This is a genomic window from Paracoccus sp. R86501, assembly GCF_042466435.1.
Classification (GTDB): domain Bacteria; phylum Pseudomonadota; class Alphaproteobacteria; order Rhodobacterales; family Rhodobacteraceae; genus Paracoccus.
The window spans coordinates 495001-513320 of sequence record NZ_JAXHPZ010000001.1; the positions used below are offsets into that span (position 1 = coordinate 495001).

Sequence of the window (18320 nt, forward strand, 5' to 3'; positions counted from 1 at the left end):
AGACGGAAAGACCCCATGCACCTTTACTACAACTTCGCACTGGCATCAGGATTGCGATGTGCAGGATAGGCGGTAGGCTTTGAAGCGGGAACGCTAGTTCTCGTGGAGCCATCCTTGAGATACCGCCCTTCGCACTCTTGATGTCTAACCGCGGCCCGTTATCCGGGTCCGGGACCCTGCGTGGTGGGTAGTTTGACTGGGGCGGTCGCCTCCCAAACAGTAACGGAGGCGCGCGAAGGTTGGCTCAGACCGGTCGGAAATCGGTCGTTGAGTGCAATGGCAGAAGCCAGCCTGACTGCAAGACTGACAAGTCGAGCAGAGACGAAAGTCGGCCATAGTGATCCGGTGGTCCCGAGTGGAAGGGCCATCGCTCAACGGATAAAAGGTACGCTGGGGATAACAGGCTGATGATGCCCAAGAGTCCATATCGACGGCATCGTTTGGCACCTCGATGTCGGCTCATCTCATCCTGGGGCTGGAGCAGGTCCCAAGGGTACGGCTGTTCGCCGTTTAAAGAGGTACGTGAGCTGGGTTTAGAACGTCGTGAGACAGTTCGGTCCCTATCTGCCGTGGGTGTTGGAGACTTGAGAGGAGCTGCCCCTAGTACGAGAGGACCGGGGTGGACGAACCACTGGTGGACCAGTTGTCGTGCCAACGGCAGTGCTGGGTAGCTATGTTCGGACAGGATAAACGCTGAAGGCATCTAAGCGTGAAGCCCCCCTCAAAACAAGGTCTCCCTTGAGAGCCGTGGAAGACCACCACGTCGATAGGCCGGAGATGTAAGTGCAGCAATGCATTCAGTTGACCGGTACTAATGGCTCGATAGGCTTGATTTGATCCGGAAGAAGACAGACTTCAAAGTCTTCCTCCAAATGCATCCTTGGACAACATGGGCAATAGCCCACGCTGAGCGTCTCTTTCCTGGTCTGGTGGCCCTAGCGCGAGCAAAACACCCGATCCCATCCCGAACTCGGCCGTTAAGTGCCGCTGCGCCGATGGTACTGCGTCTCAAGACGTGGGAGAGTAGGTCACCGCCAGACCTGGAAAGAGACGCATATCCCTCTGAAACGATGAAAAAACACGATCAGGACAAACTTGGCGCGGGGTAGAGCAGCCCGGTAGCTCGTCAGGCTCATAACCTGAAGGTCGCAGGTTCAAATCCTGCCCCCGCAACCAAAAATATACCGAAGTTACAATGCCCCGCTCGAAAAGCGGGGCTTCCTGACGTTCGAATTAAGTTCATGGGTCATAATGATTGACCTAACGGCAACTTATTGCAGGACGTGCAAAAAACATACCTAACATCTCTGTAATTGATGGAACGCCATTCGCGCAGGCTGTATGCCTAGGGAATGACCATCATGGAACCGGCGGAAAAAGCCGGACATGACGACTGAGGTTCAACAGAGACTGTAAGGATTTGCACATGACATATCTTTCGCGCGGCATGATCGCCGTATCGGCGCTGGCATTGATGACAGTGGCGGCACAGGCCAAGACGTTCGTCTACTGCTCGGAGGCATCGCCCGAGGGCTTTGACCCCGCGCCCTATACCGCCGGCAGCACATTCGATGCCTCGGGGCATCCGATTTATAACCGGCTGACCGAATTCAAGAAGGGCACCACCGAGGTCGAGCCCGGTCTGGCCGAGAGCTGGGATGTGTCCGAGGACGGCACAGAATACACCTTCCACCTGCGCCAGGGCGTCAAGTTCCACTCGAACGAGATGTTCACCCCGTCGCGCGAATTTAACGCCGATGATGTCATCTTCTCGTACGAGCGTCAGGCCAATGCCGACCACCCGTGGCACCAGTATATCCCGGGCGTCACCTATGAATATTACACCTCGATGGCGATGCCGGCGCTGGTGAAGTCGATCGAGAAGATCGACGATCACACCGTCAAGTTCACCCTGAACCAGCCCGAAGCACCCTTCCTGGCCAATATTGCGATGCCCTTCGCGTCGATCGTGTCCAAGGAATATGCCGATACGCTGGAAGAGGCTGGTCGTCAGGAAGACCTGAACAATATGCCGATCGGCACGGGCCCCTTCAGCTTCCTTGCCTACCAGAAGGACGCGGTGATCCGGTACAAGAAGAACGCCGACTATTGGGGCACCGCGCCCAAGATCGACGACCTGATCTTTGCCATCACCCCCGACAGCGCCGTTCGCCTGCAAAAGCTGAAGGCCGGCGAATGCCACCTGATGCCCTATCCCGCGCCCGCCGATATCGAGGCGATCAAAGCGGATGACAGCCTGAAGCTGGACCAGCAGCCCGGCCTTAACGTCGGCTATCTGGCCTATAACACCACCGTTGCGCCCTTCGATAATCCCAAGGTCCGCAAGGCGCTGAACATGGCGATCAACAAGCAGGCCATTGTGGACGCCGTCTTCCAGGGCGCTGCCGAACCTGCCAAAAACCCGATCCCGCCGACCATGTGGTCCTATAACGACGCGATCGAGGATGATGCCTATGACCCCGAGGCATCCAAGAAGATGCTTGAGGAAGAGGGCGTCACCGATCTGTCGATGAATATCTGGGCCATGCCCGTTCAGCGTCCCTATATGCCCAATGCGCGCCGTACGGCCGAACTGATGCAGGAAGACCTGTCCAAGGTCGGCGTCAGCGCCGAGATCGTCTCATATGAATGGGGCGAGTATCTGTCGAAGTCGATGGAGCCGGGCCGCGATGGTGCCGTGCTGCTGGGCTGGACCGGTGACAACGGCGATCCGGACAACTTCCTGTCGGTGCTGCTGTCGTGCAATTCCGCGGGTGATGGCGGTGCGAACCGCGCCTTCTGGTGCAACGAGGAATTCTCGGGGCTGCTGAAGGACGCCAAGGTGACCGCCGATCAGGACGAACGCACCGCTCTTTACGAAAAGGCGCAAGAGGTCTTCAAGGATCAGGCCCCCTGGTTCACCATCGCGCATTCCACGCAATATGTGCCGATGTCGAACAAGGTTTCCGGCTTCGTCATGAGCCCGCTTGGCGATTACACCTTCGAGACCGTCGATCTGGCCGAATAATCTGCCCGATCGCAACTCTGCAACCGGACGCGCGGGGCAATGCCCCGCGCTTTCCCAAAGGTAAAAGGGCACATGGTCCGCTTCATCCTCTCAAAACTGCTGTTCCTGATCCCGACCTTCCTGGGCATCACGATCATCGCATTCGGCTTCGTGCGCATCCTGCCCGGCGACCCGGTGCTGCTGATGGCCGGCGAACGCGGCGTCACGCCGGAACGTCATGCCGAACTCAGCGCGCAGCTGGGCTTCGACCGCCCGCTGGTGATGCAATATCTGGAGTTTCTGGGTCGCCTGTTCCAAGGTGACTTCGGCAATTCGCTGGTCACCAAGAAACCGGTGCTGACCGAATTTCTGGCCTTGTTCCCGGCAACGGTCGAGCTGGGCCTGTTTGCCATCGTCATCGCCACCATGGTCGGCGTTCCGGTCGGTGTCCTGGCCGCCATCAAGCGCGGCAGCTGGTTCGATCAGGTCTCGATGACCGCCGCGTTGGTCGGTTTTTCCATGCCGATCTTCTGGTGGGGCCTGCTGCTGATCATCTTCTTTTCCGGCATCCTGGGCTGGACGCCGGTGTCCGGCCGGATCAGCCTGATGTATTATTTCCCTGACGCGACCGGCTTCATGCTGATCGACAGCCTGCTGTCGGGACAGAAGGGCGCCTTCACCTCCGCCGTCAGTCACCTGATCCTGCCATCCGTCGTGCTGGCCACGATCCCGCTGGCCGTCATCGCGCGCCAGACCCGTTCCGCCATGCTTGAGGTGATGGGCGAGGATTACGTCCGCACCGCCCGCGCCAAAGGCATGCCGCAGCGCCGCGTCATCGGCGTGCACGCGCTGCGCAACGCGATGATCCCCGTCGTCACCACAATCGGCCTGCAGATCGGCGTGCTGATGGCCGGTGCCATCCTGACCGAGACAATCTTTTCCTGGCCGGGCATCGGCAAATGGATGATCGACAGCATTTCGCGCCGCGATTACCCGGTGGTCCAGTCGGGCCTGCTGCTGATCGCGGGCATGGTCATGCTGGTCAACCTGCTGGTCGATCTGACCTATGGCCTCATCAACCCCAGGATCCGTGCATCATGAGCGATACGACCGTCAAACTTTCCGACGCCGCCATCCGTCGCCGGATGCTGAAGGAATTCTGGTTCTACTTCAGCCAGAACCGCGGCGCCGTCATCGGCCTTGTGGTATTCTCGCTGCTGGTGGTGGTGGCGATCTTCGCGCCGCTGCTGGCCCCCCATGGGGCGGCCACGCAGTATCGCGACGCGCTGCTGCTGCCCCCCGTCTGGCAAGAGGGCGGCAACAGCCGGTTCCTGCTGGGCACCGATGCGGTCGGTCGCGACATGCTGTCCCGCCTGATCTATGGCGCGCAATATTCGCTGTTCATCGGCATCGTGGTCGTGTCCATCGCACTGGTTGGCGGGATCATCATCGGGCTGGTCGCGGGCTTCTTCCGGGGCTGGGTCAACACGATCATCATGCGGGTCATGGACCTGATCCTGGCCTTCCCGTCGCTGCTGCTGGCGCTGGTGCTGGTGGCGGTTCTGGGGCCGGGGCTGACCAATGCGATGATCGCCATCGCCATCGTCTATCAGCCGCATTTCGCACGACTGACCCGCGCCGCTGTGATGAGCGAGATGGAGCGTGAATACGTCACCGCCGCCCGCGTGGCCGGTGCCGGCAATCTTCGCCTGATGTTCAAGACCATCCTGCCGAACTGCCTTGCACCGCTGATCGTTCAGGCAACGCTGTCGTTTTCTGCGGCCGTTCTGGACAGCGCGGCGCTTGGCTTCCTTGGCATGGGCGCGCAACCGCCCACCCCGGAATGGGGCACCATGCTGGCCGAGGCCCGCGAATTCATCCTGCGCGCATGGTGGGTCGTGACCTTCCCCGGTCTGACGATCCTTGTGTCTGTGCTGGCCATCAACCTGATGGGGGACGGTCTGCGCGACGCCCTCGATCCCAAACTGAAGCGGAGCTGACGAATGTCCATTCTGAACATCCGCAATCTGACCGTCAAATTCGCCACCGCCACCGGCAGCTTTACCGCCGTGGACGGTATCGACGTCCATGTCGACCGCCATGAGGTTCTGGCGATCGTCGGCGAATCTGGGTCCGGAAAATCCGTATCCATGCTGGCGGTGATGGGACTGTTGCCCGACACCGCCACGGTGACGGCGGACGAAATGACCTATGACGGCCATGATCTGCTGAAGATGTCGGCCTCGGGTCGGCGCAAGCTGATCGGACGAGAGATCACGATGATCTTTCAGGAACCCGTCGCCTCGTTGAACCCGTCCTTCACGGTTGGCTTCCAGATCGAGGAGGTGCTGCGCATCAATCTGGGCCTGTCGGGACGGGCCGCCCATGACCGTGCGGTGGAACTGTTCACCGCTGTGGGTATCCCCGATCCGCAGGACAAGCTGAAGGCCTATCCGCACCAGATGTCGGGCGGGCAGTGCCAGCGCGTGATGATCGCCATCGCCATCGCGTCCGAACCGCGTCTGCTGATTGCGGACGAACCGACGACGGCGCTGGATGTGACCATCCAGAAGCAGATCCTGGATCTGCTGATGAAGCTGCAAGAGGATTACGGCATGGCCCTGATCCTGATCACCCATGACATGGGTGTCGTGGCTGAAACCGCCGACCGGGTCGTGGTGCAATACAAGGGCCGCAAGATGGAGGAGGCCGACGTGCTGTCCCTGTTCGAGGCTCCGCAAAGCCCCTATACCCGCGCGCTGCTGTCGGCCCTGCCGGAACATGCAACAGGCGACCGCCTGCCGACCGTGTCCGACTTTTTCCAAGAGGAGCCCGTGCGATGACCCCCGTAGTCGAAGGCCGCGCCATCACCCGCGATTACCACGCGGCGGGTGGCATGTTTTCCAAGGGCAGCACCGTGCGCGCCCTGAAGGGCATCGATTTTCAGGTCCAGAAGGGCAAGACGCTGGCCATCGTCGGTGAAAGCGGTTCGGGGAAATCCACCCTGGCCCGCATCATCGCGCTGATCGACCCGCCCAGTTCCGGCGAAATCCTGATCGAGGGCAAGCCGGTTAACATCGCCGCCCGCCGCCCCGGCCCCGAGATGCGGTCCAAGGTGCAGATGGTGTTCCAGAACCCCTATGGCAGCCTGAACCCGCGCCAGAAGGTCGGGGACGTGCTGATGGAGCCGCTGATCATTAACACCAAGGTGCCCGCTGCCGAACGCCGAGAACGTGCGCAGGCGATGCTGGCGAAGGTCGGGCTGCAGCCCGAGCATTTCAACCGCTATCCGCATATGTTCTCGGGCGGGCAGCGGCAGCGGATCGCCATCGCGCGGGCACTGATGCTGAACCCCTCGCTTCTAGTGCTGGACGAGCCTGTCTCGGCGCTGGATCTGTCGGTGCAGGCACAGGTGCTGAACCTGTTGGCGGATCTGCAGGACGAACTGGGGCTGACCTATGTCTTCGTCAGCCACGATCTGTCGGTGGTGCGCTATATCGCCGATGACGTGATGGTCATTTCCAAGGGCGAGGCGGTCGAGCAGGGCAGCCGCGAGGAATTGTTCAGTAACCCGCACCACCCCTATACGCAGCAGCTGTTCGCCGCGACCCCGGCGACCGATCTGAACGCCATCCGCGCCCGCGTGGAACGCCGCAAGGCCGCGCGCTTGGCGGCAGAGGCGTGACCTGATTGTCGCCGCCCTTCGGGGCGGCGGCGTCGATCAGCGGCGTTTGCCGCCGCGGGGCAGGGTGACGCGGTTGTTGCGCGGACCCGTCTGCACCGGCGTGTTGGCGGTGTTTTCCTGATCCAGCTTGCGCCAGCGTTCCAACCGCTCGGCCGACAAATCACCCGCCTTGACGGCAGCCTGCACCGCGCAGCCGGGTTCATGTTCGTGGGTGCAGTTGCGGAAGCGGCATTGCGGGGCCAGCTCGGTGATCTCGGCGAAGAGCTGCTCCAGCCCCGAGGCGACGTCGCTGACGTGCAGCGTCCGCATGCCGGGCGTATCGATCACCCAGCCTCCGCCCGCGATGGCATGCAGCGACCGTGATGTCGTCGTATGGCGCCCCTTGGCATCGCCTTCGCGGATGCCCCCGGTCAGCTGCTGCTGGTCGGGGGCCTTATCGGCCAGCGTGTTCAGCAGCGTCGATTTGCCCACGCCCGACGAGCCGACCAGCGCCACCGTCTGACCCGTCCCGGACCAAGGCAGCAGGGCATCGGTGGCATCCGGATCCTTGGCGTTGACCATCACCACCTGCAACCCGCGCTGCAGTTCCAGCGCCTGATCGCGATAGCTGGCCGCGTCATCGGTCTTGTCGATCTTGGTCAGGACGATGACGGGGGTGGTGCCGGCTTCATTCGCCAGCGCCAGATAACGTTCAAGGCGGGCGGCGTTAAAGTCGTCGTTGCATGATGTGACGATGAACAGCGTGTCAACGTTGGCTGCGATCAGCTGGGGGCCGCGCATGTTCTCATTCCGGCGGCGCAACAGCGAGGCGCGCTCCAGCCGGCGTTCGGCGACATTTGTATCGGCGTTGACCAGCACCCAATCGCCCACTGCAAAATCATTGGTGGTCACATGAATGGGCAGTTCCAGCCGGATCTGATCCTGACCCGTCTGCGCCGACAGCCGCGACCGATGGACCGAGGCGATGCGCATCGGCACCAAGTCCTGATCGTCAGGCGTGATCTGTTCGTCATAGAAATCGGTCCAGCCAAGGCCGGCAAGCTGCGGAAAATTCATCTGGGGCACCTGTCCTACCCCTCCTGAATGGCCACGCGTGGGACCGGATGCAAGCGTTTCCTTGGGGTGCGCACGGTACGCGCGCAGGGTCGCGACGGATCAGCCCAGCTTTTCTTTGCCAATCAGGGCCGCCTGCGTGCGGTTCGTTGCGCCCAGCTTGCGGCACAGGGTCTTGACGTGCAGCTTTACCGTCACCTCGGCCAGTTGCAGTTCGTTGGCCATGATCTTGTTGGACTTGCCTTCGCACAGCCCGCGCAGGACGTCGGTTTCGCGCTTGGTCAGATTGGCGATGGGGTTGTCATCCGCCTGCTCCATGAAGTCATAGGGCACGAAGACCTGACCCGAGGCAATCAGCCCGATCGCCATCGCAAGCGAATTCGAGGCCAGCGTCTTGGGCAGGAACCCGCGCGCGCCCGCATCAAGCGCCTGACGTGCGATATTCGGCGATGCGGTCCCCGAGATCAGCGCCACCGCCGCATCCGGGACCAGCTGCATGATGCGCGTCAGCCCGTCCAGACCGTCCATGCCCGGCATGTCGTAATCCAGCAGGATCACGTCATAGGGCCGGTCGGTTTCGGCCTGAATGGCAGCGATCGCGGCGGGCAGGCAATCGACGCCGGTGATGTCGGAAATGCCCTGACCTTTCAGCAAGGCCGCAATGGCCTCGCGCACCAGATCGTGGTCGTCGGCAATCAATAAGCGCATCAGTTTGTCCGTGCAGAAACGTGACCCAAGGGGAAATATCCCTCAGGTGTGGACATCCAGCTTCGTGCAATCCGTGCGTTCGCGCAACAACGAAGCGTCATTTCGCATTTTTTCACGCAACTTCGGCGTGTGCGCGGCGCGGAAACCGGTTTCCAGCCGTGCCAGATCGTCCCTGATGTCCCGCCATCCGATGACCGCGGCGCTGCCCGCCATCTTATGGGCCAGCCGCGCCAGATCGTCGGGGGACATGCGGGCAGGGGCTTCGGCCAGGCAGGTCAGGCCCTCGGTCAGTTCGCGGCGAACACGGTCGCGCAGATCGGCTGCGGCATCGGCGCCCAGCAGGTCGGTCAGTTCAGCGCCGGATGCCGTTTCGGCAGGGGGCGCATCAGGCAGGTGGCGTTCCAGAATGGACATCAGCATTGCCCGATCCAGCGGCTTGATCAGGGCATCGTCCATCCCTGCGGCGCGGAAACGGGCCAGTTCGTCGGGCAGGGCATGGGCCGTCAGCGCGATGATGGGGGTCGTGGCGTTCGGACCCTGCGCTCTGCGGATCTGGCCCGCCGCATCCACGCCGTTCAGACGGGGCATGCTGATGTCCATCAGGATCAGGTCATAACGCTGCCTGGCCGCCTGTTCGACGCCAGCCAGTCCGTCCACGGCCTCGGTCACGGTGCAGCCGCTGGCCTTCAGCATCTCGCGCGCGACGAGGCGGTTGATCTCGTTATCCTCGACCAGCAGGATCGCGCTGCCGTCATGGCGTGCCGAAGGGTGTGCGCCGGTGGTTGGGGTCGTCGATGCGGCAGGCTGATCATCGGCCACCTCAAGCGGCAGACTGACGGTGAAGGCGCTGCCTTCGCCCGGTTCGCTGACGACATCGATCTCTCCGCCCATGGCCTCGACCAGACGCCGGACGATGGACAGCCCCAGCCCCGTTCCTTCGGCATCGCGGTCGAAGAAGGACCCGAGCGTCACGAATTCGTCGAAGATCCGGTCGATATCCTCATCGGCGATGCCCGCGCCGGTATCGCTGACCTGCAGTTCGATCCGGCCGGTAGTGCCGATCCGGTCCAGCTGAACCGTGACCTGACCGTCCTTGGTGAACTTGATGGCATTGCCGATCAGGTTGACGGCCACCTGACGTATCTTGCCGACATCGCCTCGCAACTGACGGCCATCCGTGCCGTGGCTTTCAAAGACCAGGCTGTTGCCGCGCTGTTCGGCATTGGCGCGCAGGCTTTCGACCAGATCACCGAACAACTTGGCCGGGTCGAATTCGGTCAGGTTCATGCTGATCTTTTCGTTGTAGGACCGCGAGGCATCCAGCACATCGTTCACATGCTGCAACAGCAGATCGGCGGAATGCTGCATCGCCGACAGATAGCGGGTCTGATCGGCGGTCAGATCGCTGTTTCGCATCAGGTCCAGCGTGCCAAGGATGCCGTTCAGCGGGGTGCGCATTTCGTGGTTCATCACGGCGATCATGCGGGCCTTGGCGCGTTCCCCCTCCAATGCGCGGTCGCGGGCGTCGGTCAGTTCGGCCTCGGTCTCGACCCGGTGGGTCACGTCGCGGACATAGGCGACCAGCACCTGCCCGTCGCGGTCGGCGTTGAACGACACCGAGACCTCGACCGGGATGGTGTGCCCCTTCTTGTGCAGCGCGCGGGACTGGGTGACCCCGAATGAATTGGCGACGGGCAGGGGCTGGCGAAGGCGCAGGCGTTCCAGCAGGCCCTCGACCGCCTCCATCCGTTCGGGGGGCGTCAGCAGATCGCGGATGTCGGCGCCGATGGCCTCGGCGCGGGTATAGCCATAAATGCGTTCGGCGGCCGAGTTGAAATTGCGGATCTTTCCGTGATGATCGGCGACGACCACCGCATCGATCGATGTTTCGAACAATGCATTCAGCCGGTTGCGCGCCCATGTTATGCCGTCGCGCTGTGCAATGATCGATCCGACCGTCACGAACAGGAACAGCAGCCCCCCGGCCAGCACGACGAACAGCAGCAGGATGATGCCGAACAGCTCGTTCAGGGTGACCACCACAGTCGATCGCTGCGCGTCCGCCGCCTGTGAGAAATGCCGCACCCCCTCCAGCGAGATGGTCCGCAGGTCCGGCGTCAACGCGTCAAAGCGGTCCAGCAGTTCGGGGGCCGCCTGCACCAACGCGGCATCCTGACCGTCGATCAGCGGAATGGCCGCGGTCAGCCCGTTCTTGACCCGCGGCAGCGCGGCAGCCACGGCAGGGACCTGACGCAGACCGGTAAAATTCTGGCCGTATTCGACCGTGTTCACCCGCGAAAACAGGATGTCGAAGCGATCGCGCAGCCCGTCCACATCGGCGTTGCGATCGGCCAGCAGCGCCAGAGTGGCGTTGCGAAGGGCGATCAGCTCGACCTCGGACTGGGCCAGAAACCATTGGGTGCTGTCGGAATTGGCCGCGCCAAGATCGCGGATCTGGCTGCGCATGTCGCTGTTGAAATGCCAGATCGTCACGATGGCCACCAGGACCACCGCGACAAAGGCGCCAAGCGCCATCCGGTATCGCTGTGACAGCGACTGAAGCCGCATCAGGCGACCCTTTGGCCGGGCAGGCATGACCGACCGTCAGTCTGCCTGCACGATCCGGTCCAGCTGCCAGATGCTGCGGGAATAGTTGATCTCGGTCTGATAATCGACGGACAGGTCATAGGGATAGACGATCCAAAGCGGCCCCTTGTCGCGAACGGACATCGTTTCGCCGTTCAGATGATAGGCGACAATGGGGGCGATGTCATCGACCTCGTCCAGGGGGATCTGGACCGCATAATCATTGATGGCCGTCGCCATGATGCTGCCTTCGGTGATCCCGGCGTCTTCCAGCAGGTCCGACAGCAGCACGCCGCCGAATTCCTGTTCGCCCTCGGTCCAGATGGTCGAGGTCGTGAATTCGGTCTGCGGCAGGGCCTGCAGCGCTGCAAGGTCGTATTCGCGCGACCCCTCTGACGTGGTGACCGTCATCAGCACGTCGGAGGCAGGCGACGCATGCACGGGAACGGCGCAAAGGGGGGCAAGGCTGACTGCGGCAATCGCCGCCGATCGAAGCATGTTCATGGCGATATTCCTGAGGAGGGTTGAGGAGGGGAACTGCCATCTTATCCCACAACCGTGGGGCGCCGATCAAATTGGCAAAGGTATAAGCGACTATGCTTTCGCCTATGTGCAGGCTTATTGCTATTGCCCGATCGCCCGCCTGAACCCGGTGCGATAGCTGCTGGGCGTCATCCCCCGATGGGCCCGGAACTGGCGTGCGAAATGGGCGGCGTCGCTGAAACCGCAATCGGTGGCGATCAGCCCCATGCTTCGGTCGGTCCGCACCAGCAGCTGGCAGGCCTGCCCAAGGCGCAGCTGGTTCACGTATTGGCTGATCGACATGCGGGTGGCGCGCTTGAAGATGCGCTGCAGCTGGCTTTCGGTCAGATTGGCCAGATCGCACAGCGGTGCCAGACGCAGCGGGTCGCGGTAATGCCGATGCAGCCAGTCCAGCACGCGTTGCATCCTTTCGCGGTCGCGGGGGATCTGGCTGACGACGATCTCTCCGCCGGCCAGGGGGCGGGCGTCGGGCGCGCGGGCCAGCTGGGCCAGGATGGCCTGCAGTTCCAGCACGCGCTCCATGTCGGGCAGGTTGCGCAGGTCCAGCATCCGGTCGCGCAGCCTGTCCGAGGTCGCCGCCCTGAAGGCCAGTCCGCGGCGCGCCCGGTCCAGCAGGGCCGCGACCGGCACCAGCTCGGGCATCAGCTGCGTGACCTGCCGCGCCCATTCCGCGCCGAACCAGCAGACCAGCGCCTGATGCCGGTTGCCCGGGCCCGGCACGCCCCCCGTCAGCGCCGCCGACTGCCAGGCGTGGGGCACGTTCGGAGCCAGCAAAACCAGATCGCCGTCGCCATAAGGCTCGATGCTGTCGCCGACAAAGCGCATGCCGCGGCTGTTGAGCGTCAGCGTCAGTTCGAATTCGGGGTGGTAATGCCAGTTGAACGGGAATTCGGGCAGCTGCCGGTCGAACAGCAGCCAGGACCTGCCATCGGGAATGCCGACCTGCTCGAAAAATGGCTGCATGATGGTTCCGCCCGATCGCCTGACCCCTGAATGCGGCAATCGTACAAGAACAGGCCGTCCGGGGGAATGGTTTGGACGGGGGGAAGTCCTACTTTGGTCTCAGACCATCGGAGGCTTCATGAATCAGGATATTGCGCCGGATGTGATCATCATCGGGTCGGGCGTCGGCGGCGGGGCTGTGGCCCATCAGCTGGCAGGGACGGGGGCCAGGATCCTGATCCTGGAACGGGGGGACTTCCTGCCGAACGAACCGCAGAATGCCGACCCCGAGGCGGTCTTTGCCCAGGCCCGCTATCGCACGACCGAGGAATGGCAGCACGCCGATGGTCGCCGCTTTCGCCCCGGACAGTATTACCACGTCGGCGGGCATACCAAGTTCTATGGCACCGCGATGTTCCGCCTGCGCGACAGCGATTTCGGCGAACAGGCGTTTGCGGGCGGCGTGTCCACCGGATGGCCCATCGGCCCCGACGATCTGCGCCCCCATTATGCCATGGCCGAGCGTCTGTTCGGCGTGCGCGGGCAGGCGGGCGGCGATCCGACGGAACCCGCGCGTGACCCCTATGACCACGCCCCCATTCCCCATGAACCCGTCATCGCTGACATGGCCGACCGCCTGCGGCAGCAGGGCATGCGGCCCTTTCACATGCCCTCGGCCATCGATTACGGCCCGCAAGGGGCCTGTCAGCGTTGCGGGACCTGCGATGCCTTCGCCTGCCGGCTGGATGCCAAGGGCGATGCCGAGACGCGGTTGATCCGCCCGCTGCTGAAACATCCCGACGTGACGCTGTGGACCGGTGCCAAGGTCACGCGGCTGATCGCCAATGATTGCGACGGAGAGATCACGGGGGTCGAGCTGATGCACGGCAACACCCCGCTGCGGATTTCCGCGCCGCTGGTGGTGTTGTCGGCGGGGGCGATCAATTCGGCGCTGATCCTGCTGCGCTCGGCCACGCAGGCGATGCCGCAGGGGCTGGCGAACCGCTCGGGCGTGGTGGGGCGTTACTTGATGAACCACCATCTGACCGGGCTGATGGGGGTTCGTCCGCTGGCCGCTAACCCGACGCGCTTCCCCAAGACGCTGTCGGTCAACGACTTCTATCACGGGCTGCCCGATGATCCCGATGCGCGGGGCAACCTGCAGATGCTGGGCAATATCAGCGGCGCGATGATCCGCTCGACCTATCCGCAGATGCCGCGTGTGATGGCCGACTGGCTGGGGCGGCACAGCATCGACTGGCTGTGCATGTCCGAGGATCTGCCCGACCCCGACAGCCGCGTGCGCCTGTTGCCCGGCGACCGCGTGCAGATCGAATATGCCGCGGGCGGGCGCGAGGGCCACGACCGCTTCGTGCGGCACATGCGGCGCCAGCTGCGTCGCGCGGGCTTTCCGATCGTCCTGCGCCACAGCTTCGGGATCGAGGCACCGTCGCATCAATGCGGGACGGTGCGGATGGGGGCCGACCCTGCGACCTCGGCGCTGGACCATCTGTGCCGCGCGCATGACCACCCCAATCTGTTCGTCGTCGATGGCGGGTTCTTCCCCTCCAGCGCGGCGGTGAACCCGGCCCTGACCATCGCGGCGCAGGCCCTGCGCGTGGGCGAACATCTTCGACATCAGTGGCGGCAGATCGCCGCCGCTGCCTGACCACCGAACGATACCCTGAAGGACATGCCATGAACTTTCTTCTGCCGCTGACCGGCTCATTCGCCAAGCCCGCCGCCGAGAACCCCACCGTCGCCATGATCGAGGCCGCCTATCGCGACATGGGCCTCGATTGGCGCTATGTGAACTGTCAGGTGGATCCGGCCGATCTGGGCGATGCCGTGCGGGGTGCCCGCGCGATGGAGTGGCGCGGCTTCAACTGCTCGATCCCGCATAAAGTCGCGGTGATCGAGCATCTGGACGAATTGGGCACCTCGGCCCGCATCATCGGGGCGGTCAACACCATCGTGCGCGACGGCGACCGGCTGATCGGGGAAAACACCGACGGGCGCGGCTTCGTCAAGGCCTTGCAAGAGGTCTGCGACCCCAAGGGCAAGCGCGTCGTGCTGTTCGGGGCGGGCGGTGCCGCCCGCGCCGTGGGCGTCGAAGTCGCGCTGGCGGGTGCTGCCGAAATCACCATCGTCAACCGCAGCAGGGATCGCGGGCAAGAGGTCGTGGACCTGCTGAACGACAACACCGACGCCAAGGCCAGCTATGCCGCATGGGAGGGGACGTTCAGCGTTCCGGCTGGGACCGACATCGTGATCCACGCGACCTCGGTCGGGCTGTATCCCGATGTCGATGCCATGCCCGACATCGATCTGGACAGCATCACGCCTGATATGGTCGTGGCCGACGGCATCCACAATCCGCCGCTGACGCGCCTTCTAAAGGCCGCGCAGGACAAGGGCTGCAAGACCGCCGATGGTCTGGGGATGCTGGTCCAGCAGGGCGTCATCGGCATCAAGTACTGGACCGGCAAGGATGCCGATCCGGCGGTGATGCGTCAGGCCCTGCTGGACCTGAAGCTTTAAAGGCGCTGATCAGGCCTGACGGTCCAGATGCGACTTCAGCGCGGCGATATGGGGGGCGTCGATGCCGCAGCAGCCGCCAATGATCGTCGCGCCCGCCGCCAGCCAGCGATCCACCCAGGTGCCATAGCCTTCGGGGTCCAGATCCTTGCGGATGCCGGACAGGACCTCGTTGGCGGCGCCGTCGTCTTCAGCGGTGAAGGCATTGGCATAGACGCCGACCGGGATGTCATGGCCACCCTCGCGGACGACCTGCAGGGCCGCCTCGATCGCGGGCTGCATCGCCTCGGGCATCGAGCAGTTGAACAGCACCGCCTGTGCGCCCGCCTCGATGGCCGCGCGGACCGCATCCGCCACGCCTTCGCCCGACCGCAGCACGGGGCTATCCAGCTGATCGGGCAGTTCGTCGCGCAGGGTATAGGAAATCCACAGCGGCAGGCCGGTATCGGCGACGGCGCGGGCCGCGGCGCGGGCCTCGTCGATGCAGCTGAGCGTCTCGCCCAACCACAGATCGACATTCGGCGTCAGATTGTCAACCAGCACCGACAGCACCGCCTGCGAATCCGCGGCGTCGAAGTTCTGCGGCTCGTATGATCCGCCGACGGGGGGCAGACAGCCCGCCACACGGACGTCGCTGCCCGTGGCGGCCGCCGCCCGCGCCAGCACGCCGGAACGCTGGGCCAGCATCGCGCCGTCCTGATCGAAGCGTGCCTGGCCCAGATGGAACGGCACCACGGCATAGCTGTTGGTGGTGACGATCTGCGCGCCGGCCGCGACGAAATTCGCATGCGCCTGCTGGACCTTCTCGGGTTCGTTCATCAGGGCCAGTCCCGACCATTCGGGCTGGCGCAGCGTCGCGCCGCAGCGTTCCAGTTCGCGGCTGAGGCCGCCGTCAAGGAGGGTGATCTTGGCCATGGTAAGGCTCCGTTCGTTCAGGTTCAGCGCTGGGTCGGGACGCGGTTTTCCAGCCAGCGCAAGGCAAGGATCAGGATGCCGCTGAGGCACAGATAGACGGCCACCAGCAGCAGCAAGGGTTCATAGGTCAGAAGCGTGGTCTGCCGGATGCGGGTGATGACCGCGTAAAGATCGGTGACCGTGATCGTGGCGACAAGGGGCGTGGACTTCAGCTGCAGGATGATCTCGCCCGCCAGCGTCGGCAGGGCCCGGTGCAGGGCACGCGGGAACCAGACGCGGCGAAAGACCAGCCACGGCGACATGCCGACAGCGCGCGCGGCCTCCAACTCGCCATGGGGGACGCCGGTGAAGGCACCGCGCATCACCTCGCCTTGATAGGCGGCAAAGGATACCGTCAGCGCCAGAAAGCCATAGGGCCAGGCCTGCCGCAGATAGGGCCAGGCCCAGGATTCGCGGATTTCAGGGAATTGGGCAAACAGCGCCCCCAGCCCGAAATAGAACAGCCACAACTGCAACAGCAAAGGCGTGCCGCGGATGACCGTGCAAAAGCCAAGCGACAGCCAGCGCAGGGGTGCCGGACCCATCACCTGGAACAGCGCCAAAGGCAGGGCCAGCGCAAAGCCCGCGACGACGCTGCCCGCCAGCATCGCCAGCGTCATCAACAGCCCGTCCCACAGGCGCGGCAGGTTCGCGGGCAGCCAATCCCATTGCATGGTCAGCGCCATGGCGGTCAGTCCGGCCAGCGCCAGTGCCGCCATGATCAGGCGGTGCGGCATCATCATCGGGGTCAGGGCGTTGCGCATCATCGGGCCTGATGGGCGGCGATCAACCCGCGACGGGCGCGGGCCTCGTATCGGCGCAGGATCACGTTCGAAACCAGCGTCAGCGCCAGATAAAGCGCCGCCGCCGACAGGAAGAACAGGAAATACGCCCGCGTGGCCGAAGCCGCCTGCCGCGTCACCTGCGTCAACTCGCTAAAGCCGATGACGGCCAGCAGAGCGGTATCCTTGGTGGCGATCATCCACAGGTTGGCCATGCCGGGCATGGCATGGGGTGTCATGGCGGGCAGGGTGACGCGGCGCATGACCTTCATGGGCGACATGCCGAAGGCCTGGGCTGCCTCGATCTGGCCATGGGGGACGGCGCGGATGGCACCGCGGATCACCTCGGTCGCATAGCCGCCCTGAACCAGCCCGATGACCAGAATGCCCGCAGCCAGCCCGTCCACCTCGATGCCCGCGAAACCCATGCCTTGGGCCGCGCGGTTCAGCAGGTCGGTGCCGACGTAATAGAACAGCAGCATCAGCACCAGCTCGGGAACGGCGCGGATGACGGTGGTATAGACCTGCGCCAGATCGCGCAGCACCAACCCGCCGTAAAGTTTCGCGCTGGCCCCCAGAATGCCGATCACGATGCCCATGGCATAGCCCCCCGCCGCCAGCTGGATCGACCGCCAGAAGCCTTGCAGCAGCGCGCCACCCCATCCGGGGGCGTCCAGCGCCAGCAGGCTGAAATCGATCGACTGGAACATGGGGCGGGGGTCCTTTCGCGGGTCCTGTCAGGGTCGATCAGTCGCCGTAGATGTCGACGGTGAAGTACTTCTGCGTGATCTGGTCATAGGTGCCGTCTTCGCGGATCTCGGCTAGGGCCTTGTTCACGCGGGCCAGCAGCTCGGTATCCTCCTGGCGCAGGCCGGCACCGGCGCCATAGCCCAGCACCTCGGGGTCGGGTTCGACGGCGCCCTTGTATTCGCAGCAGGCCTGACCGGCCTCGGAGTCGGCAAAGGGCTGCATGGCCAGCGTGTCGCCGATGACCGCGTCAAGGCGACCGGCTGCAAGGTCCTGCAGTTCCTCGTCTAGGTTCTGATAGATGCGGATCGCGCCGGCGGTGTCGGCGTAATACTTGTTGGCATAGACTTCCTGGATCGAACCCGACTGCGCGCCGACGAAGGCACCGCTAACGCCTTCGGCAGTCGGTTCGATGTCCGACCCCTTCTGCGTCATAAGCCCGGTGGGCGCGGCATAGTATTTGTCGGAAAAGGCGATCTGTTCGGCCCGTGCGGGGGTGATGGTCATCGACCCCATGATCATGTCGATTTTGCCGGTCGTCAGCGCCGGGATGATGCCGTCCCACGCGATGGGAGTGACCACGCATTCGGCCTCGATCCGGGTGCAGATCTCGTTCATCAGGTCAATCTCCCAGCCCGACCAGCTGCCGCTGGCATCGGGGGTGAAGAAGGGCGGATAGGGTTCGGCCGACACGCCAACCTTCAGGGTTTCGGCCATGGCCGGCCCCGCAAGTCCAAGGGCCGCCACGGCGGCGAGGGTGAATTTGCTAAACATG

16 protein-coding genes, 1 tRNA gene and 2 rRNA genes (1 of these 19 running past the window's edge) are annotated in these 18320 nt (G+C 63.7%); 10 read left to right on the plus strand and 9 right to left on the minus strand.

What is annotated here, in order from left to right; genetic code table 11:
* The 8 genes from SJY40_RS02535 to SJY40_RS02570 all read left to right on the plus strand — a co-directional run.
* Positions 1-836: ribosomal RNA gene (locus tag SJY40_RS02535) — 23S ribosomal RNA — on the plus strand; it begins 2000 nt to the left of the window's first position.
* A gap of 89 nt (positions 837-925) precedes the next feature.
* A 5S ribosomal RNA gene (rrf, locus tag SJY40_RS02540) occupies positions 926-1040 on the plus strand.
* A gap of 59 nt (positions 1041-1099) precedes the next feature.
* A tRNA-Met gene (locus SJY40_RS02545) sits at positions 1100-1176 on the plus strand.
* 250 nt (positions 1177-1426) lie between these two features.
* Positions 1427-3028: an ABC transporter substrate-binding protein gene (locus tag SJY40_RS02550; protein ID WP_378942357.1), complete on the plus strand. Its 1602-nt coding sequence runs from the start codon at positions 1427-1429 to the stop codon at positions 3026-3028.
* Positions 3029-3100: 72 nt separating this feature from the next.
* Entirely contained in the window at positions 3101-4108 is a 1008-nt protein-coding gene (locus SJY40_RS02555) for an ABC transporter permease subunit (protein WP_378942360.1), read from the plus strand.
* Positions 4105-5007: an ABC transporter permease subunit gene (locus SJY40_RS02560; RefSeq protein ID WP_378942362.1), complete on the plus strand. Its 903-nt coding sequence runs from the start codon at positions 4105-4107 to the stop codon at positions 5005-5007. The genes SJY40_RS02555 and SJY40_RS02560 overlap by 4 nt, the downstream gene beginning before the upstream one ends.
* A gap of 3 nt (positions 5008-5010) precedes the next feature.
* Positions 5011-5850: an ABC transporter ATP-binding protein gene (locus SJY40_RS02565; protein ID WP_378942364.1), complete on the plus strand. Its 840-nt coding sequence runs from the start codon at positions 5011-5013 to the stop codon at positions 5848-5850.
* On the plus strand, positions 5847-6692 hold the full coding sequence (locus SJY40_RS02570; RefSeq protein WP_378942366.1) for a dipeptide ABC transporter ATP-binding protein: 846 nt from the start codon (positions 5847-5849) through the stop codon (positions 6690-6692). Before SJY40_RS02565 ends, SJY40_RS02570 begins: the two co-directional genes overlap by 4 nt.
* Before the next feature lie 36 nt (positions 6693-6728).
* On the opposite strand, the gene rsgA is transcribed toward SJY40_RS02570, so the two are convergent.
* The 5 genes from rsgA to SJY40_RS02595 form a co-directional block, all read right to left on the minus strand.
* Positions 6729-7748 (minus strand): ribosome small subunit-dependent GTPase A, encoded by a 1020-nt coding sequence (gene rsgA, locus SJY40_RS02575; protein ID WP_378942369.1) that lies wholly within the window; start codon positions 7746-7748, stop codon positions 6729-6731.
* A 99-nt stretch (positions 7749-7847) separates the two neighbouring features.
* A complete protein-coding gene (locus SJY40_RS02580; protein ID WP_378942371.1) occupies positions 7848-8453 on the minus strand; it encodes a response regulator in 606 nt (201 codons plus the stop codon).
* Positions 8454-8495: 42 nt separating this feature from the next.
* Complete coding sequence (locus tag SJY40_RS02585) at positions 8496-11021, minus strand: ATP-binding protein (protein WP_378942374.1); 2526 nt, start codon at positions 11019-11021, stop codon at positions 8496-8498.
* A gap of 36 nt (positions 11022-11057) precedes the next feature.
* Positions 11058-11543: a molybdopterin-dependent oxidoreductase gene (locus SJY40_RS02590; protein ID WP_378942376.1), complete on the minus strand. Its 486-nt coding sequence runs from the start codon at positions 11541-11543 to the stop codon at positions 11058-11060.
* A 120-nt stretch (positions 11544-11663) separates the two neighbouring features.
* Positions 11664-12545: a helix-turn-helix domain-containing protein gene (locus SJY40_RS02595; RefSeq protein WP_378942379.1), complete on the minus strand. Its 882-nt coding sequence runs from the start codon at positions 12543-12545 to the stop codon at positions 11664-11666.
* Positions 12546-12663: 118 nt separating this feature from the next.
* Between SJY40_RS02595 and SJY40_RS02600 the strand changes: the two genes are divergently transcribed.
* Both SJY40_RS02600 and aroE read left to right on the plus strand, forming a co-directional pair.
* Positions 12664-14193 carry a GMC oxidoreductase gene (locus SJY40_RS02600; RefSeq protein ID WP_378942382.1) on the plus strand — a complete coding sequence of 510 codons (1530 nt, stop codon included), beginning with the start codon at positions 12664-12666 and terminating at the stop codon, positions 14191-14193.
* Positions 14194-14222: 29 nt separating this feature from the next.
* A complete protein-coding gene (aroE, locus tag SJY40_RS02605) occupies positions 14223-15065 on the plus strand; it encodes a shikimate dehydrogenase (RefSeq protein ID WP_378942384.1) in 843 nt (280 codons plus the stop codon).
* A gap of 9 nt (positions 15066-15074) precedes the next feature.
* On the opposite strand, the gene SJY40_RS02610 is transcribed toward aroE, so the two are convergent.
* From SJY40_RS02610 to SJY40_RS02625, 4 genes are read right to left on the minus strand one after another with little or no spacing between them, the layout of a single operon-like run.
* On the minus strand, positions 15075-15977 hold the full coding sequence (locus SJY40_RS02610; protein ID WP_378942386.1) for a homocysteine S-methyltransferase family protein: 903 nt from the start codon (positions 15975-15977) through the stop codon (positions 15075-15077).
* 23 nt (positions 15978-16000) lie between these two features.
* A complete protein-coding gene (locus SJY40_RS02615) occupies positions 16001-16780 on the minus strand; it encodes an ABC transporter permease (protein WP_378942389.1) in 780 nt (259 codons plus the stop codon).
* Positions 16780-17508: an ABC transporter permease gene (locus tag SJY40_RS02620; RefSeq protein WP_378942392.1), complete on the minus strand. Its 729-nt coding sequence runs from the start codon at positions 17506-17508 to the stop codon at positions 16780-16782. Before SJY40_RS02620 ends, SJY40_RS02615 begins: the two co-directional genes overlap by 1 nt.
* 37 nt (positions 17509-17545) lie before the next feature.
* Complete coding sequence (locus SJY40_RS02625) at positions 17546-18319, minus strand: transporter substrate-binding domain-containing protein (protein WP_378942394.1); 774 nt, start codon at positions 18317-18319, stop codon at positions 17546-17548.
* Position 18320 lies beyond the last annotated feature (1 nt).

Coding starts and splice junctions, on each gene's coding strand:
- SJY40_RS02560 (WP_378942362.1), top strand. CDS start 4,105: ATGAGCGATACGACCGTCAAACTTTCCGACGCCGCCATCCGTCGCCGG.
- SJY40_RS02620 (WP_378942392.1), bottom strand. CDS start 17,508: ATGTTCCAGTCGATCGATTTCAGCCTGCTGGCGCTGGACGCCCCCGGA.
- aroE (WP_378942384.1), top strand. CDS start 14,223: ATGAACTTTCTTCTGCCGCTGACCGGCTCATTCGCCAAGCCCGCCGCC.
- rsgA (WP_378942369.1), bottom strand. CDS start 7,748: ATGAATTTTCCGCAGCTTGCCGGCCTTGGCTGGACCGATTTCTATGAC.
- SJY40_RS02550 (WP_378942357.1), top strand. CDS start 1,427: ATGACATATCTTTCGCGCGGCATGATCGCCGTATCGGCGCTGGCATTG.
- SJY40_RS02615 (WP_378942389.1), bottom strand. CDS start 16,780: ATGCGCAACGCCCTGACCCCGATGATGATGCCGCACCGCCTGATCATG.
- SJY40_RS02585 (WP_378942374.1), bottom strand. CDS start 11,021: ATGCGGCTTCAGTCGCTGTCACAGCGATACCGGATGGCGCTTGGCGCC.
- SJY40_RS02570 (WP_378942366.1), top strand. CDS start 5,847: ATGACCCCCGTAGTCGAAGGCCGCGCCATCACCCGCGATTACCACGCG.
- SJY40_RS02590 (WP_378942376.1), bottom strand. CDS start 11,543: ATGAACATGCTTCGATCGGCGGCGATTGCCGCAGTCAGCCTTGCCCCC.
- SJY40_RS02600 (WP_378942382.1), top strand. CDS start 12,664: ATGAATCAGGATATTGCGCCGGATGTGATCATCATCGGGTCGGGCGTC.
- SJY40_RS02555 (WP_378942360.1), top strand. CDS start 3,101: ATGGTCCGCTTCATCCTCTCAAAACTGCTGTTCCTGATCCCGACCTTC.
- SJY40_RS02580 (WP_378942371.1), bottom strand. CDS start 8,453: ATGCGCTTATTGATTGCCGACGACCACGATCTGGTGCGCGAGGCCATT.
- SJY40_RS02565 (WP_378942364.1), top strand. CDS start 5,011: ATGTCCATTCTGAACATCCGCAATCTGACCGTCAAATTCGCCACCGCC.
- SJY40_RS02625 (WP_378942394.1), bottom strand. CDS start 18,319: ATGTTTAGCAAATTCACCCTCGCCGCCGTGGCGGCCCTTGGACTTGCG.
- SJY40_RS02595 (WP_378942379.1), bottom strand. CDS start 12,545: ATGCAGCCATTTTTCGAGCAGGTCGGCATTCCCGATGGCAGGTCCTGG.
- SJY40_RS02610 (WP_378942386.1), bottom strand. CDS start 15,977: ATGGCCAAGATCACCCTCCTTGACGGCGGCCTCAGCCGCGAACTGGAA.